This is a genomic window from Streptomyces sp. GL_140 (genome assembly GCF_057834465.1).
This window is the reverse complement of sequence record NZ_CM174404.1, coordinates 3740478-3756123: the sequence shown is the minus strand read 5'-3', so window position 1 is coordinate 3756123 and position 15646 is coordinate 3740478. Positions and strand designations below refer to the sequence as shown.

At 72.8% G+C, this 15646-nt stretch carries 14 protein-coding genes; 6 read left to right on the top strand and 8 right to left on the bottom strand.

Going from position 1 to position 15646, the window contains the following annotated elements; translation table 11 throughout:
* Nucleotides 1–19: 19 nt before the first annotated feature.
* On the top strand, nucleotides 20–1732 hold the full coding sequence (locus AC3IYJ_RS17375) for a FadD3 family acyl-CoA ligase (protein ID WP_489402202.1): 1713 nt from the start codon (nucleotides 20–22) through the stop codon (nucleotides 1730–1732).
* 233 nt (nucleotides 1733–1965) lie between these two features.
* Nucleotides 1966–2757, top strand: coding sequence for a hypothetical protein (locus AC3IYJ_RS17370; RefSeq protein WP_489402201.1), 792 nt, complete (start codon nucleotides 1966–1968; stop codon nucleotides 2755–2757).
* A 5-nt stretch (nucleotides 2758–2762) separates the two neighbouring features.
* Here the strand turns inward: AC3IYJ_RS17370 and AC3IYJ_RS17365 are convergent, their stop codons facing one another.
* Nucleotides 2763–3503 (bottom strand): class I SAM-dependent methyltransferase, encoded by a 741-nt coding sequence (locus AC3IYJ_RS17365; RefSeq protein ID WP_489402200.1) that lies wholly within the window; start codon nucleotides 3501–3503, stop codon nucleotides 2763–2765.
* Between the two features lie 121 nt (nucleotides 3504–3624).
* Here AC3IYJ_RS17365 and AC3IYJ_RS17360 point away from each other — a divergent pair, with 121 nt between their 5' ends.
* Entirely contained in the window at nucleotides 3625–4422 is a 798-nt protein-coding gene (locus AC3IYJ_RS17360; RefSeq protein WP_489402199.1) for an IclR family transcriptional regulator, read from the top strand.
* A 172-nt stretch (nucleotides 4423–4594) separates the two neighbouring features.
* Here AC3IYJ_RS17360 and AC3IYJ_RS17355 read toward each other — a convergent pair whose 3' ends face one another.
* Both AC3IYJ_RS17355 and afsR read right to left on the bottom strand, forming a co-directional pair.
* A complete protein-coding gene (locus tag AC3IYJ_RS17355; RefSeq protein WP_489402198.1) occupies nucleotides 4595–4792 on the bottom strand; it encodes a hypothetical protein in 198 nt (65 codons plus the stop codon).
* Nucleotides 4793–4965: 173 nt separating this feature from the next.
* Nucleotides 4966–8169, bottom strand: coding sequence for an SARP-family global regulator AfsR (gene afsR, locus AC3IYJ_RS17350; RefSeq protein ID WP_489402197.1), 3204 nt, complete (start codon nucleotides 8167–8169; stop codon nucleotides 4966–4968).
* A gap of 164 nt (nucleotides 8170–8333) precedes the next feature.
* Here afsR and AC3IYJ_RS17345 point away from each other — a divergent pair, with 164 nt between their 5' ends.
* Entirely contained in the window at nucleotides 8334–9554 is a 1221-nt protein-coding gene (locus tag AC3IYJ_RS17345) for an amidohydrolase family protein (RefSeq protein ID WP_371616417.1), read from the top strand.
* A 93-nt stretch (nucleotides 9555–9647) separates the two neighbouring features.
* Here AC3IYJ_RS17345 and AC3IYJ_RS17340 read toward each other — a convergent pair whose 3' ends face one another.
* Nucleotides 9648–10160, bottom strand: coding sequence for a hypothetical protein (locus AC3IYJ_RS17340; protein ID WP_489402196.1), 513 nt, complete (start codon nucleotides 10158–10160; stop codon nucleotides 9648–9650).
* A gap of 425 nt (nucleotides 10161–10585) precedes the next feature.
* Between AC3IYJ_RS17340 and AC3IYJ_RS17335 the strand changes: the two genes are divergently transcribed.
* Nucleotides 10586–11209: a trypsin-like serine peptidase gene (locus AC3IYJ_RS17335; RefSeq protein WP_489402195.1), complete on the top strand. Its 624-nt coding sequence runs from the start codon at nucleotides 10586–10588 to the stop codon at nucleotides 11207–11209.
* A 5-nt stretch (nucleotides 11210–11214) separates the two neighbouring features.
* A complete protein-coding gene (locus AC3IYJ_RS17330) occupies nucleotides 11215–11385 on the top strand; it encodes a hypothetical protein (RefSeq protein ID WP_489402194.1) in 171 nt (56 codons plus the stop codon).
* Nucleotides 11386–11432: 47 nt separating this feature from the next.
* Here the strand turns inward: AC3IYJ_RS17330 and AC3IYJ_RS17325 are convergent, their stop codons facing one another.
* The 4 genes from AC3IYJ_RS17325 to AC3IYJ_RS17310 all read right to left on the bottom strand — a co-directional run bounded on the left by AC3IYJ_RS17325 (nucleotide 11433) and on the right by AC3IYJ_RS17310 (nucleotide 15620).
* Nucleotides 11433–11873: an NUDIX hydrolase gene (locus AC3IYJ_RS17325; RefSeq protein WP_489402193.1), complete on the bottom strand. Its 441-nt coding sequence runs from the start codon at nucleotides 11871–11873 to the stop codon at nucleotides 11433–11435.
* 794 nt (nucleotides 11874–12667) lie between these two features.
* Entirely contained in the window at nucleotides 12668–13144 is a 477-nt protein-coding gene (locus AC3IYJ_RS17320; protein ID WP_489402192.1) for a protein kilB, read from the bottom strand.
* Nucleotides 13145–13716: 572 nt separating this feature from the next.
* A complete protein-coding gene (locus AC3IYJ_RS17315) occupies nucleotides 13717–14940 on the bottom strand; it encodes an ABC transporter permease (RefSeq protein ID WP_489402191.1) in 1224 nt (407 codons plus the stop codon).
* Complete coding sequence (locus AC3IYJ_RS17310) at nucleotides 14940–15620, bottom strand: ABC transporter ATP-binding protein (protein ID WP_489402842.1); 681 nt, start codon at nucleotides 15618–15620, stop codon at nucleotides 14940–14942. Before AC3IYJ_RS17310 ends, AC3IYJ_RS17315 begins: the two co-directional genes overlap by 1 nt.
* Nucleotides 15621–15646: the final 26 nt, after the last annotated feature.

Genomic DNA, 15646 nt, shown 5'->3' with positions numbered 1-15646 from the left:
TTGCAGGGAGGGGCGGGCGATGGACGAGGTCGAGGGCGCGGTCGTGGTCACAGGTGCTGTCGGTTACGGGGCCGAGGGCCTGGACGGGCACCGGGCCGAGGGCCCGGGGGCCGGCGCCGAATCCGGCGAAGGCGGCCCTGGCGGGCTGCCGTGGTCCAGCATCGGCGCCCTCGTACGCGATGCCGCCGTCCGCCACGCCACCCGCGAAGCCGTGGTCGACGGCCGCGTCCGCATCGACTACGCGCAGCTCGGCGAGCGCGTCGAGCGGGCCGCCGCCGCCTGCATGGCCGCCGGGATCGAACCGGGGGACCGGGTCGCCGTCTGGGCGCCCAACACCCTCGACTGGATCGTCTCCGCCCTCGGCGCGGTCTCCGCGGGGGCCGTGCTCGTGCCCCTCAACACGCGTTTCAAGGGCACCGAGGCCGCATACGTCCTCCAGCGCAGCCGCGCCCGGCTCCTCTTCGTCACCGGCACCTTCCTCGGCACCTCCTACGTGGCCTCCCTGCGCCGCGCCGCCGCCGAAGGCCCCGGCACCGGGCCGCTGCCCGGCCTGCCCCACCTGGAACAGGTGGTCGTCCTGTCCGAGGACGCCCCGGACTCCTTCCGCACCTGGAAGGAGTTCCTGACCGCCGGGGACTCCGTACCGGCCGAGGCCGTCCGCGCCCGCACGCAGGCCGTTCCCGCCACCGCGCCCTCGGACATCATCTTCACCTCGGGCACCACCGGCAGCCCCAAGGGCGCCGTGATCACCCACGCCCAGTCCCTGCGCTGCTACGACGTGTGGAGCGAGCTCGCCGGCCTGCGCGAGGGCGACCGCTACCTGATCGTGAACCCCTTCTTCCACACCTTCGGCTACAAGGCCGGCATCATCGCCTGCCTGATGCGCGGGGCCACGATGGTCCCCCAGCCCGTCTTCAACGTGGACACCGTCCTCGCCAACGTCGCCGCCGAGCGGATCTCCGTGCTCCCCGGCCCGCCCACCCTCCACCAGTCCCTCCTGGACCACCCCCAGCGCGACAACCACGACCTCTCCGCCCTGCGCCTGGTCGTCACCGGCGCCGCCGTCGTCCCGCTCCAGCTCGTCGAACGGCTCCGCAGCGAACTGCACATCGCCACCGTGCTCACCGCCTACGGGCTCTCCGAGGCCAGTGGAGTCGTCACCATGTGCCGCCGCGGCGACCCGGCGGAGGTCATCTCGGCCACCTCCGGGCGGGCCATCCCCGGCACGGAGCTCCGTATCGCCGGACCCGACGGGGAAGCCCTGGCCACGGGCCGGGCCGGCGAGGTGTGGGTGCGCGGCTACAACGTCATGCAGGGCTACTTCGAGGACCCCGCCGAGACCGCCGAGGCCGTCACCCCCGAGGGCTGGCTGCGCACGGGGGACGTCGGGGTCCTCGACACCGCCGGGAACCTGCGGATCACCGACCGGATCAAGGACATGTTCATCGTCGGCGGCTTCAACGCCTACCCCGCCGAGATCGAGCAGCTCATCGGCCTCCACCCGGACATCGCCGACATCGCGGTGGTCGGCATCCCCGACGCCCGCCTCGGCGAGGTCGGCAAGGCCTACGCGGTCCGCCGCCCGGGCGCGGTCCTCACCGCCGACGACCTGATCGCGTGGTCGCGCCGCGAGATGGCCAACTACAAGGTCCCGCGCGAGGTGGAGTTCGTCACCGAACTCCCGCGCAACGCCAGCGGCAAGATCCTCAAACGCGAACTCCGGGCCCGCTGAGGCCTAGCCGCAGCCCTTGCAAGTGCCCGCGGTGGGGCTGCGGAAGGCGCGATCGCATTTCGTGCAGGTCTGGAAAGGATCCGGCGTTCTCGCCTAGGACGGGCCCAGCCGGGGCGCCTTCTCGATCGCCATGCCGTCGGTTCCTCGGAAGTTCCTGATGTGACACCCGCCGCGCGGAAGTCGGTGGGCGTGGGGTAGAACAGCGCTCCATGCGGCAGAGCGGGGGGAGTTCCGTGGCGGGACGGGCGGAGAAGGACCGGGCGGGCGGCGGACCGGCGGGGCGCGGGGCCGGCGACGGGGAGTCGGAGAGGGGGCTGCCGGGGATCCTGCGGATCGGGCTGGGGCTGGTCGCCGCCTTGTGCTGCGGGCTGGTGTTCGCCGTGTGGCTGCCGGCCGACGCCCGGCGCGAGGCGGACTTCGCGGCGGCCCGGCCGTGCGCCGCCGGGATGGAGGCCGGGGTCGCGGCCGGGGAGCGGGCGGACTGTCTGCTCGGGCTTCCCGCCACCGTCGAGGGGGTGACGGCCAGGAAGACCGCGGGTTCGCGCGCCTGGGTGACCCTGCCCGCCACTCCCGGCCGGACCCTCGGGCTCGATTTCAAGGATTCGGGGCCGCTGCTCTACCGGCTGCGGCCCGGGGACCGGGTGACCGTCACCTTCTGGCGGGGCGAGGCCGTGGGGCTGGAGCGGGACGGGTCGCGGCTGAGGAGCGCTGCCGCGCCCCGCCGAGAGGGGCAGATCACGGCGGGCATCGGCACGCTCGCGGGTCTGATGGCCGTCCTGGGGCTGGGCACGGGGATCTCGGTCCTGCGGTCGGCCGGGCGTCGCCGGGACGGCCGTCCCGACCCGCTGCTGTCGGCGGCGAAGCCGCTGAGCCTGATCGCGATGCTGGTCTGCGCGGCCGTGGCGGCCGTCGCCCTCCAGCTGGGCGCCCCGTCGTGGATCGTGCCCGCCGCCGCCGTGCCGGTCGTGGCGGCGGCGGCCCAGGCGTTGCGCTGGAGGTGCCTGCGCGAAGGGTGGAGGGGGTGACGGCCTCAGGAGGTCGCCCGCCCCGCCTCCCCGCGCCGCGCCAGGACCAGGCGCCAGCGGGGGCTGCCGTCCGGGCGGTGGCCGAAGTGGGGGAGGGGGACGGTTTCCACGGTGAAGCCGGCCGCCCGCAGGTCGGTGCGGACCCCGCCCAGCGGGAAGGTCCGGTAGTACATGACGAACGTCGGCCGCCGGACGGCGTTGCGCACCCGCATCGCCGCGTCGAAGCCCGTCACCGCCCACCAGGCCGGGTGGCTGGGCGGGATCGGGGCGCCGATGGGGAAGGCGAAGACCCCGCCGGGGCGCAGGGACCCGTGGATCCCGGAGAAGAGGGCCGGCCGCTCGGCCGGGAGGAAGTGGCCGAAGGCGCCGAAGCTGACCGCCAGGTCGTACGAGTTCCCGAGCGCGGCCGGGAGCGCCCGCGCGTCGGCCCGTAGGAAGTCGACGTCGGGGTGGGCGCGGCCGGCCTCCGCCAGCATCCCCGTGCTCAGGTCCACCCCGGTCACCCGGTCCCGGCACAGCCGCCGCAGCATCCCGATCCCGGCACCCGTGCCGCAGCACACGTCGAGCCCGGAGCCGAAGGGGCCCTCGCGGCCCGCGAGGGTCTCCTCGACCGCGTCGAGCATCCGGTCGGGGGTCCGGAAGGGGGTCCGGTCGAACTTGGGTGCCAGCAGGTCGTAGCCCCGCTCGATCGAGGACAGGGCCTGTACGGCCAGTTCGCGGAGGGTCGGGCCCTGGGAGGTGAACACACGGGCAGCCTAGTAAGCGGGAGGTGTTGTGGCGGGCATTTCGGGACCTTCAGCCCCGGGCAAAAAGGGCATCGCGTGACGTATGCTTCAGTGAGACATTTTGCTAATCCATGAGGAAGTCGTGACGAGTGCCATAGGGAACGAGGTGCCGGTCCAGCGCGTCGGCAGGAGCTCTACGGCCGGAAGCGCACTGGAGAAGACCTTGAGGGTCACGGAGGCGCTGACCGCCTTCGGAGGGCCCCACCGGCTCGCCGAACTGGCCGCGGCCTCCGGAGTACCCAAGTCCAGCACCTACCGGATCCTGGTCTCCCTCGTCGAGCAGGGCTACGCCGTCACCGACGGAGAAGGCAGCTACGGCATCGGCCTGCGCCTGCGCACCCTCGCCTCCCGGATCTCCGCCGACCGGTCCGAGGGCATCGTCGAACTGCTGGAGTTCCTCCAGAAGTGCACCGGCCAGGCCGTCCACCTGGCGCTGCGCAGCGACAACGCGCTCACCTACATCCGCAAGGTGGACAGCGGGCAGCCCTTCCGGAGCTCCTCGCGCGTCGGCACGCGGGCCCCCCTGCACGCCACCGCCATCGGCAAGGCCGTCCTCGCCCACCTGCCGCCCGCGGAGGTCGAAGGGATCGTCCGGGCCACCGGCATGCCCGCGGTGACCCGGCACACACTCACCGAGCGGGAGCTCCTCGCGGACGAACTGGCGGCGGTCCGGGCACGCGGCTACGCCGTCGACGACGAGGAGAGCGAGCGCTCCGTACGCTGCCTCGGCGTGGCGGTCTTCAACCGCGCCGGAGTGCCGGTGGGCGGGGTCAGTCTGACCACCGCCACGTTCCTGACCTCGCGGGAGGAGCTGGAGCGGTTCCTGCCGGCGCTGCTGGAGGCCGCACGGGGCGTGGAACGACTGCTCAGGCTGGGTTGATCGGGCCGGACCGATCCGGCCCGCCGATCCGGGCCCGCTGATCCAGGCATGGAAATGCGGCGGCCGCGGTGGTCCCCCTCCTGGCCACCGCGGCCGCCGTCCCCCGTACCCCCCCATTGGGTCCCCCGGTACCCCCGTACCCCCCTGGGTCCCCCGTGGTCATGTGCCGCCGTTAAGGCAGCGTGCCGGTCGCGTGGTTGTCGAGCGTCACGATCTGCTCGTCCGCCGAGGAGACGGCCGCGTCCGGTGCCGCCGCGAGCGGTTCGCCCGTGGCGTGGTTGTCCAGCGGCTTCATTTCGATGCCGGTGGCGTGGTTGTCCATCGGCTTGAGGTCGCCGTCGTTCGGCAGGACGTTCTCGTTCGTCGTCATCACGCGCTCCTGAAGGTGGATTGGACCCGTTCGGCGATTCCCCCGCGGACCGCCGAACGGGCGGTCCAGACGACCCGCTCGCCTCCCCCGACGCGACGAGTCGATGCACTTACTCTGAACCGGGGCGATAAACGAACGATGAACGCCTCATTCAGCGGCCGGCCGAGCCGGACTCAGGCCGCGATCTCGGCCGCCAGCAGCGCCCGTACCTCGGCCAGTTCGGACGAGCCCAGCTGCACGAAGACCACCTCGGCGTCCCGCCAGCACACCCGCGCCCGGTCCCGCTGCCCCAGCCGCCGCAGCGCCCGGCCCAGGACCATCAGCACGCACGCCCGCCGCCACTCGCCGCCCATCACGCGCAGCGCGACGGCCTGTTCGGCGTGCGCGGCCGCCAGCGTGGCCCGGCCGGCCAACAGGTGGACCTCCGCCAGTCTGAAGTGGGTGATGCCCTCCCACAGCGGCTGGCGGTTGTCGTGGAACAGCGCCAGCGCGGCCGTCAGCTGTACGAGCGCCTCGGTGGTCAGGCCCGCCTGGGTGAGGGCGATGCCCAGCGCGTAGCGGCCGTTGGCCAGGCGCAGGGTGAGCCCCATCCGGTCGTAGATGGCGATGCCCTGCTGGGCGAGGTCGATGGCGCTGGTGAGCCGGCCCAGCTCCACGTGGATGCGGGAGAGGTTGCACAGGGCGCTGGCCTCGCCCACGTAGTTGGCGTCGGCCCGGAAGTTGGCGATGGCCTCCAGCAGGTAGCGCTCGCCGTCCTTGTAGCGGCCCTCGTAGAGGGCGATGATCCCGCGGTCGTTGGGCGCCCAGCAGCTGGGCAGCGGGTCCCCGGCGGCCCGGGCGAGCAGCGTGGCCTGGCGGGCCTCGTCGTCGGCCTCGGCGAACCGGCCCGCGACCAGGTGGGTGTTGGTGAGCGTGGTCCGGGCCCGGCCCTCGGCGTGCGGGTCCTTCGCGGCCTGCGCGGCCTCGCACAGGGCGCTCGCGGCCCACTCGTACTGTTTGGAGTTGGCGCCCGACTCGGCGAGGTCCTTGGCCGCCCACAGCAGGTCCACGGCCCGGCGCAGTACGTCCGCCCGCCCGGTGGTGCGCACGGCGGCCTGCCGGACGCACGCGAGCAGCGGGTCGGCTTCGGCGTACAGCCAGTCCTGGGCGGCGTGCGGCTCGGTGAAGACCAGCCCGGGGTAGCGGGTGGCGGCCAGGTGGGCGACGAGCCGGTCGCCGGGGCGCTCCAGGCCGTACACCCCGCCCGCGGTGGCGAGGTAGAAGTCGAGCAGCCGGTCGAGGGCGGCCTCGCGCTCGCTCGGGGGCTGCTCGTCGCGTTCGGCGCACGCACGCGCGTAGAGGCGTACGAGGTCGTGGAAGCGGTAGCGGCCGGGCGCGGCCGATTCGAGGAGGGAGCAGTCGACGAGGGCCTCCAGGAGGTCCTCGGTCTCGTGCTCCGGCAGGCCCGTGACGGCGGCGGCCGCCGCGAGGGAGATGTCCGGCCCGTCGGCGAGCCCCAGGAGGCGGAAGGCGCGCTGCTGCGCGGGCTCCAGCTGCCCGTAGCCGAGCTCGAAGGTGGCCTTGACGGCGAGGTCACCGGCCTGGAGCTCGTCCAGGCGGCGCCGCTCGTCGGCCAGCTTGGCGGCGAGGACCGAGACGGTCCAGGTGCGGCGGGCGGCGAGGCGGGACGCGGCGATGCGGATGGCGAGCGGCAGGAACCCGCAGGCGCCGACCACGTCGAAGGCGGCCTGGCGCTCGGCGCCGACCCGCTCGGCCCCGACGATCCGGGTGAACAGCTGCAGGGCCTCCTCGGGGCTCATCACGTCGAGGTCGACGAGATGGGCGCCGGCCAGACCGGCCATGCGGACCCGGCTGGTGACGAGTGCGGCGCAGCCGGCGGTGCCGGGCAACAGCGGGCGGACCTGGGCGGCGTCGCGGGCGTTGTCGAGGAGGACCAGCACGCGGCGGCCGTCGAGGGTGGAGCGGTAGAGCGCGGCCCTCTCGGCGGGCGAGTCGGGGATCGCGGTGTCGGGGGTGCCGAGCGCCCGCAGGAAGGCGCCGAGGACGGCCTCGGGCTCGGCGGGGCGGGCCTCGGTGCCCTGGAGGTCGACGTAGAGCTGCCCGTCGGGGAAGTGCGGGCGCGCGGCGTGCGCGACGTGCACGGCAAGGGTGGTCTTGCCGACCCCGCCGATGCCCGCGAGCGCGGAGACGGCCATGACCTGGCCGTCGACGCTGGAGAGGATCTCGCCGAGTTCCTGGACGAAGCTGGCACGGCCGGTGAAGTCGGCGACGGTGGCGGGCAATTGAGCGGGCCTTACATGTACGGGTGCGGCCGCCGGGGCCGGATCCCCGGCGTGGGCGAGTTCGGCGTCGGCGCGCAGGATGCGCTGCTGGAGGGCGGCGAGTTCGGGGCAGGGGTCGACGCCGAGCTCGTCCGCGAGGAGCCGGCGGGTGTCGGCGTAGACGGCGAGGGCCTCGGCCTGGCGTCCGCTGCGGTACAGGGCGAGCATCAGCAGTTCGCGCAGCCGCTCGCGCAGCGGGTGCGCGGCGGTGAGGGCGGTCAGCTCGGAGACGGCCTCGGCGTGGTGGCCGAGCTCCAGGTCGAGGTCCAGGCGGGTCTCCAGCAGCTGGAGGCGCCACTCGGCGAGCCGGGTGCGCTCGGTGTCGGCATGCGGTCCGGGTACGCCGGCCAGCGGTTCCCCGTCCCACAGGTTCAGCGCGCGGGCCAGCAGCGTACGGGCGAGCGCGCGGTCCCCCTTCTCACCGCGCGCGGCCTCGGCGTCGGCGGCCAGCGCGCGGGCGATGCCCAGGTCGAGGGACTCGGGGTGGGGCAGGCGGATCGCGTAGCCGCCGGCGTCGCTGACGAGGAGGCCGGGGTCGAGGATCTTGCGCAGGCGGGAGGCGTAGGTACGGATGGTGGCGAGCGCCTGCTGCGGCGGGTCCTCGCCCCAGATGGCGTCGATCAGCTCGGGCGCGGTGGCGGTGCGCCCGTCCCGGAGCAGCAGCACGGCGAGCAGCGCCCGCTGCTGCGGGGTCCCGGAGGGCAGCACCTCGGGCCCGCGCCAGGCGCGGATGGGCCCGAGCACGGCGAAGCGGTTGCCGCCGGGGGCGGCGGCGGGGTCGTCCCCCGGTGCGGGCGGTGCGGGCTGCGCGGGGGCTTCGGCGGCGGATCCCGCTCCGGATCGCGCGGGGGCTCCGGATTCCGTGGTGGTGGCACCCGCTCCGGCCTGCGCGGCGGCAGCTCCGGACCCGGTCGAGGCCTCGGATCCGGCCTCGGATCCGGTCGTGGCCCCGGCGCCGGTCCCGGCTCCGGTTCCGGCCTCGACTCCCGCTCCCGCAGCTGCGGTTGCGGCCACGGGGCGGTTCCGCTGGTGCGGGATGGCCGGTATGCCGTCCATCTGGCGTCCCCCCTGCCTTCCGTAGGTGTAATGGTCAGTCTGCCCTGTGTAGCGCGTACACGTCAGTCCGAAGTGGACCCAGTCCGGTCGGATCCGGATCCAGACGTCGCACACAGCGCGTCCAACTAGCTGACGGTTCGTCAGATTGGCGCTACCGTGTGGGCATGGAGACCTTCCCGAAGATCATCTCGGTGGACGACCACACGGTTGAGCCCCCCAACGTCTGGCGGGACCGGCTCCCGTCCAAGTACCACGACGTCGGCCCCCGCGTCGTCCGCGCCCCCCTGAAGGAAATGACCTTCCTCGGCGGCAAGTTCGCACCCGTCATGGGCGCCAAGGGCGACGACGGCCCCATAGGCGACTGGTGGGTGTACGAGGACCTGCACCGACCCCTCACCCGCCTCGACACGGCCGTCGGCTACGACCGCGACGAGATCAAGCTCGAAGTCATCACGTACGAGCAGATGCGCCCGGGATCCTTCTCGGTTCCCGACCGGCTCGCCGACATGGACGTCAACCACGTCCAGTCGGCCCTGTGCTTCCCGACCTTCCCGCGCTTCTGCGGCCAGACCTTCACCGAGGCCAAGGACCGCGAGCTCGGCCTGCTCGGCGTGCGCGCGTACAACGACTGGATGGTGGAGGAGTGGTGCGGGCCCGAGGCGAACGGCCGCCTCATCCCGCTCACCCTGATCCCGCTCTGGGACGCCCGGCTCGCCGCGGCCGAGGTCCGCCGCAACGCGGCCCGCGGCGTACGCGCCGTCGCCTTCTCCGAGATCCCGCCCCACCTGGGGCTCCCGTCCATCCACACGGACGAGTGGGACCCCTTCCTGGAGGCGTGCAACGAGACCGGCACGGTCATCGCCATGCACATCGGCTCCTCCTCGCGGATGCCGTCCACCTCGGCCGACGCCCCGCCGGCCGTCGGCTCCACCATCACCTTCGCCAACTGCTGCTTCTCGATGGTGGACTGGCTGATGAGCGGCAAGTTCGAGAGGTTCCCCAACCTCAAGATCATGTACGCGGAGGGCCAGATCGGCTGGATCCCGTACATCCTGGAGCGCGCCAACGTGGTCTGGGAGGAGAACCGCGGCTGGGGCGGCGTCGCCGACAAGGTGCTGCGCCCGCCGTCGGAGCTCTTCGCGGAGCACGTCTTCGGCTGCTTCTTCGACGACGCCTTCGGCCTGAAGAACCTGGACTCGATCGGCGTGGCCAACGTCCTCTACGAGACCGACTACCCCCACTCGGACTCCACGTGGCCCAAGTCCCGCGAGGTCGGCGAGTCCCAGATGGGCCACCTGGCCCCGGACGTGGTGGACCGCATCGTGCGCGGCAACGCGATCGACCTGCTGGGCCTGACCCCGGAAGGCCTCTGGCCGGGGGCGTAGCCGGTACGCGCGTCAGCCCCGGCCGGCCGGCCGGGGCTGACGGGTGCGACTGCCGCCGTGTTCCGGGTTCCGGGTTCCGGCACGGATCTTGGTTCAGCAGGAGATCGCGGATCCGTCCAGCGCGGATTCCACGGTCACGGTGAACTCCCTCGGCCCGCCGGCCCCCACCCGGAGCAGAGCGGGCTCGCCGGCTATCTCCTTGTGGAAGCACATGCCGAGGCGGGTCCGGAACCTGTCCGGGGCTTCCGCCCGGGTGCCGGCCGCTTTCCATCCGTCCTGCGTCGCGATGTCCCAGTAGTGGGTGGCCAGCGTCCGGGCGTCCACGTCGTGGGTGTACACGCTGTCCGCGGAGACCCATGCATCGCCGCTGTCGTCCATGCACTCCACCCCGGTTCGTTCCGCCACGGGCGTCGTACCGGCCGCGACGGGCGCCGCGGCCGAGACCTGAGCCATGCGCTCAACCGCCTTGTTCTCCCCGCACGAGCCTTCCGCCCCGTAGAAGAGCACGTACACGGACCCGGCCACCAGGGCGAGGCCGGTCAGGCAGCCGATGGTGACGGCCAGACCCAGAAACAGCCCGCGATGCGGGGAATGCGCCGTAGTCAAGGGTTACCTTCCTCTTCCGTCCGCAGGTAGCCCTTGATGATGCAGGGATGTACGGAGGAGTAGAGGTTCGCCCGGAACCGGCCCGAGCGGTACCACCTCGGCCGGGTCGGCCGGGATGCGTCTTGCGGTGGCCGCCGCGCGCAAGGCATGCTTCGCCACAGCAAAGTGGGGGAGGGGTGTCTGTGGTGGACAAGCGGACCGTGGTGACCGCGGTGTTGTGCGGGATAGCGGCGCTGGGTGCGTCAGCGGCGATGACGAAGGTGGTGCCCGCGGCGGACGACAAGGCCGCCGTGCATGCGAAAGCGGCACCCCCGACCACGTCTTCCACCGCCCGCCCGTCGCAATCGCAATCGTCGAAGCGGCCTCAGTTGTCCGGCACTCCGAGTCCGCGACCGACCGCTTCCCAGCCCAAGCCGGGCGACCCCGTGTCCTTCGCCGGGGCGCTGTTCGAGGGCGAAGTGACCGGGGATCACTTCTGTACGGCCACCGTCGTGCACAGCCCCGGACGGAATCTGATCGTCACCGCGGGCCACTGCCTGCTCGCGGGCCGGGTCGGCGCAGGCGGTGCGATCTTCGCACCCGCGTACGCCGACGGAAAGGCCCCCTACGGCACCTGGAAGATCGAGGAGGTCTTCGAGGACACCCAGTGGGCCGACGACACGAACGACGACTACGACCTGGCCTTCGCCCGCCTCGCCCCCGACGCCTCGGGCCGCAACATCGAGGACGTCACCGGCGCCGCCGTCCTCGACACCTCCGGCCGCTCCGGCGAGGAGGTCACGGTGACCGGCTACCCGGCCGACCGCAAGGTCGCGCGCACCTGCACGTCCCGCGCGATCCGCGACACCCCGACGGAACAGCGCTTCGACTGCGCGGACTTCCCCGGCGGCACGAGCGGCAGCGCGTGGATCGCCGCCGACGGGAAGATCATCGGCATCCTGACGGGCGGCGACACGGACGACGTCTCGACGAGCACGATCCTGAACGACTACGCGGCCAAGCTGTACGCACGGGCCACGGGCGCGGCCGGCGGGCCGCCCGCCCGGTGACCACCGTGCTCGTACTCGCGGAGCTGGCGGGGGTCCAGGTGCGCATGCCGGAGCCGACCGACTCGCTGGAGGGACGCCGGGACCTCCAGGTCCCGCTCCTCGACCCCTACGGGTCCCAGTGCGAGGACCGGCTGCGCACGGCCGCCCGGGAGCTGTCCCGCGCGATGCCCCGCTGAGCGGGTGCTCCGGCAGGGTCCCGCCCCCTGTCCCGTAGGGCGGCAGTTCAGGCGAGCAGCCCCAAGTGCACGGGTTCGGCGGGGGCTTCGTCGAGCAGCTGGGCCAGCCGCGGGGGCCACAGGGGCTCGCCCAGCGTGGCGAGGTTCCGCCGGGAGAGCCAGCGCCAGTGGGCCTCGGGGTACTCCGGGACGGGGTCGCGCAGCGGCCCGGTGGTGACGTAGATGTGCTCGTGCTGCCGCACGGGAGTGCCCTGGTACGTGAAGTCGTGCTCCCAGGTGCACAGCAGCCGCTGCGGTTCCAGATCGGTCCACCCGGTCTCTTCCCGCAACTCCCGCCGCACGCACTCCTCGGGAGTCTCCCCGGGGTCGATCCCCCCGCCCGGCGGCAACCAGTGGATGCCGACCTCTACGTTGTTCTCCCGGAACAGAAACACCGACCCGGCGGGATTGACGACGACAATTCTTGCGGCCTGCCGTGGAGTTCGCATCAGACCAGCGTACGACGGGGGCTGCGGCGACGGGAGTGGTTTGGAGGGGGGTGGGGGTGGTGCGGTCGGGCGGGGGCTGCGTTCGTGGGTGGGGTCGGGAGTTGGCTCGGGCTGCGGGTGGTTCGGTGGCTTCGGCAGTCCCTGGGGGCGTCCCTCCAGTCCAGTGTCGTTCCGGGCCGGGCCGGTCCCTCAAGGGCGCTCCCTTCGGTCGCGTCGCTGCGCGATGGCCTGCGGCCACCCTTGACCGACCGTCCCGTCCCGGAATGCCACAAGACTTCCGGGATCCCCCCGGGGGATGGCCGGGGGGTGTGAGGGGGAGGGACGGCCGTGGTCAGGGAGGTGCGGGGGCGGTCCCGCCGGTCAGCCGACGTCCGGACGGCCGGGAGGGGCCGCCTGGACAGGGTTGGGGGCGCCGGGGAGTTCGGGACATCCACCCGACACCGATCGAGGACCCTTCCCGAGGCCGTCGCCCGCCAACCCGCACGTGAGGACGATCAGATGACCCTCCCATGCCCTGAGGCGCGACAGATCGCTACGCACTGCCGCTCGGCATAGCGACCGGCCGCCGTCTGGGGCTGGACATAGGCCGCCAACGGTCTTGGGGGCGGCTGACGTCGAATAGCGACGATCAGACCGTCCGCAGGAGCGGCGACGACCAGATGTCCGTGGGGGACGACGATCGGACCGTCCGTGGGGACAATCGGTGGCCTTCCGTGTGTCGAGGGACACGATATGGGGGGCTCACGAGGGCCTGCTGCTCGGAGAGCAGGGGCGGGGGGACGGGACTTCTCAGGTCAGCGGTTGTCGGTGGGGCTCAGCAGTGTGGCGGCTGCGGTGACGAAGGCCACGGATGCTTCCTTGGCCTCGTGGCGCCGGGCGTCCAACTCCGCGCGGTCGGTGGCCTTGCGCAGCGCGTATGTGGCATCGGCGGCCAGTTGGGCAGGCCCGGTCAGTCCGGGGACCAGGACCCGAAGACGGACGTGGGGAGCAGTGATCGCCGCCCGAGTGTCGTGGGACCTCGTCTGGGCCTCCAACTGATGCTCGGCACCTGCCTCGGTCAAAGCCAGACGCTCCCGGTGGAACATCGCCGAGCGGTGCGCGTCCAGGGCAGCCGCGAAGGCGGTGACGGCGCCGAGCTGGTCCTCACGGTGACGGTCGGCGCGCTCCTCAACACGTGTGGTCCGCGCCATCCGGTGCTGCAGGAGTCTGGCGGTCAGGGCGCCGGCGAGCGTGCCGAGCACGGCAACGATCGAAGGCCATATGGACGTCAACTGTCCTGTCCTCTCCGGTGGTCGGTATCAAGACCCATGGTCACCCACAGCGGCCCGACCCACACCCGTGAGACCCCAGACGTCCCGCAGTCGCTATGCCGAGTGGCAGTGCGTAGCGATCTGTCGCGCCTCAGGGCATGGGAGGGTCATCTGATCGTCCTCACGTGCGGGTTGGCGGGCGACGGCCTCGGGAAGGGTCCTCGATCGGTGTCGGGTGGATGTCCCGAACTCCCCGGCGCCCCCAACCCTGTCCAGGCGGCCCCTCCCGGCCGTCCGGGCGTCGGCTGACCGGCGGGACCGCCCCCGCACCTCCCTGACCACGGCCGTCCCTCCCCCTCACACCCCCCGGCCATCCCCCGGGGGGATCCCGGAAGTCTTGTGGCATTCCGGGACGGGACGGTCGGTCAAGGGTGGCCGCAGGCCATCGCGTAGCGACGCGACCGAAGGGAGCGCCCTTGAGGGACCGGCCCGGCCCGGAACGACACTGGACTGGAGGGACGCCCCCAGGGACTGCCGAAGCCACCGAACCACCCGCAGCCCAAGCCAACCCCACACCCCCACACCCCCGCCCCCTACCCCGCCTGCAGCGCCAGCGTCGGCGACAGCCTCGCCGCGCGCACCGCCGGGTAGAGGCCTGCCACCGTGCCGATGGCCAGGGTGGCGGCGAAGCCGCCTGTGACGGCCCAGACGGGGACCACCCAGGGGAGGTCGCCGGCCTGGGCGTAGACCGCCGTGGCTGCGCCGCCGAGGACGATTCCGGCCAGGCCGCCGAGGCCGGACAGGAGGAGGGACTCCGTGACGAACTGGATGCGGATCTGTCCCTTGGTCGCGCCGAGGGAGCGGCGCAGGCCGATCTCGTGGCGGCGTTCCAGGACCGAGATGATCATCGTGTTGGCCACTCCGACCCCGCCGACCAGCAGCGCGATGCCGCCCAGGCCGAGCAGGAGGGTGCTGAAGGCGCCCTCGGTGGCCGCCTTGGCCTGCAGAGCCGCCGACGGGTCCGTCACCGAGACCGCGCTCGGGTTCTGGGGGTTGGCCGTCTGGGCGATGAGGTCGCGTACCGCCTTCACGCGGTCGTCGGCCGAACGCTCGTAGACGGACGTCGGGTGGCCGTCGAAGCCCAGGAGGCTCTGCGCGGCCTCCCATCCGATCAGCGCCGAGCGCTCGATCTCCGGGGCCAGCGGGATGGGGTCCAGGATGCCGATGACCGTGAAGTACTGGCCGCCTATGAAGACCTGTCCGCCCGGCTCCGTGATGCCGAGGCGCTCGGCGGAGACGTGCCCGAGCACCACGGACGGGTAGCGGCCCGTCGCGTCGTTGAGCCAGCCGCCGCTGCGCATCTGTGCGCGCAGGGTCTTCAGCAGGTCGCCCTGGGCCGCCTTGAGGGCGATGCCGCCGGTTTCCGCCTTGGGGATGTTCTCGGAGCGGCGGACCGACTCCTTGACGTCTCCCGTCACGCCGACCGATTCCACCCCGTCGATCCGGGCGATCATGCCGGGGGCGTCCTTCGGCAGCTTGGTGTCCTGTCCCGAGAACATGCTCTGGCCGGGCGTCGCGACCATCATGTTCGTGCCGAGCTTGTCCAGTTCCTGGAGCAGCTTGGCCTGGCTGGACGAGGAGATCCCGACCACCGCGATCATCGTCGCGATGCCGATCGCGATCCCGAGCGCCGACAGGAACACCCGCATGGGGCGCGAGCGCAGCCCGGCCGAGCCGACGTGGAACACGTCGCGGGGGGTGAGCCGGGGCGGGACCAGCTTGAGGGCGCGCAGCTTCGTACGCGTGCGGGTGCCCATCAGGCGGCTCCCGCCGTGTTCCACACGTCCGCCACGATCTCGCCGTCGCGGATGCGGACCTGGCGGGGCAGGCCGGCCGCGATCTCGATGTCGTGGGTGATCACGGCGATGGTGGCCCCGTCCTGGTTGAGCTCGTGCAGCAGTTCCATCACCGATTCGCCGGACGCCGTGTCCAGCGCGCCCGTCGGTTCGTCGGCGAGCAGCAGGTCCGGTTCGCCCGCGACCGCGCGGGCGATCGCCACGCGCTGCTTCTGTCCTCCGGACAGTTCGTGCGGCCGGTGGTCCATGCGGTCGCCGAGACCGACCCGTTCCAGCGCCCGCTCCGCCCGGCGGCCGCGCTCGGCGCGGGAGAGGCCGGAGTAGAGCAGGCCCTCGGCGACGTTGGCCCGGGCGCTGATGCCCGGTACCAGGTGGAAGGACTGGAAGACGAAGCCGACGTGGCGGGAGCGCAGGGCCGACAGGGCGCGGTCGGAAAGGCTTGCGATCTCGTACCCGGCGATGGCCACGCGGCCGGCGGTGGGGCGGTCCAGCGTCCCGACGATGTGCAGCAGGGTGGACTTTCCCGATCCCGACGGGCCGACGATGGCGAGGAGTTCGCCGTTCATGACGGTGAGGTCCACGCCGCGCAGGGCCGCGACCCCGCCGGGGTACTCCTTGGTGACGCCGGTCAGTTCGACCACCGCGCGGGCGTACCGGGCTTCGCGGG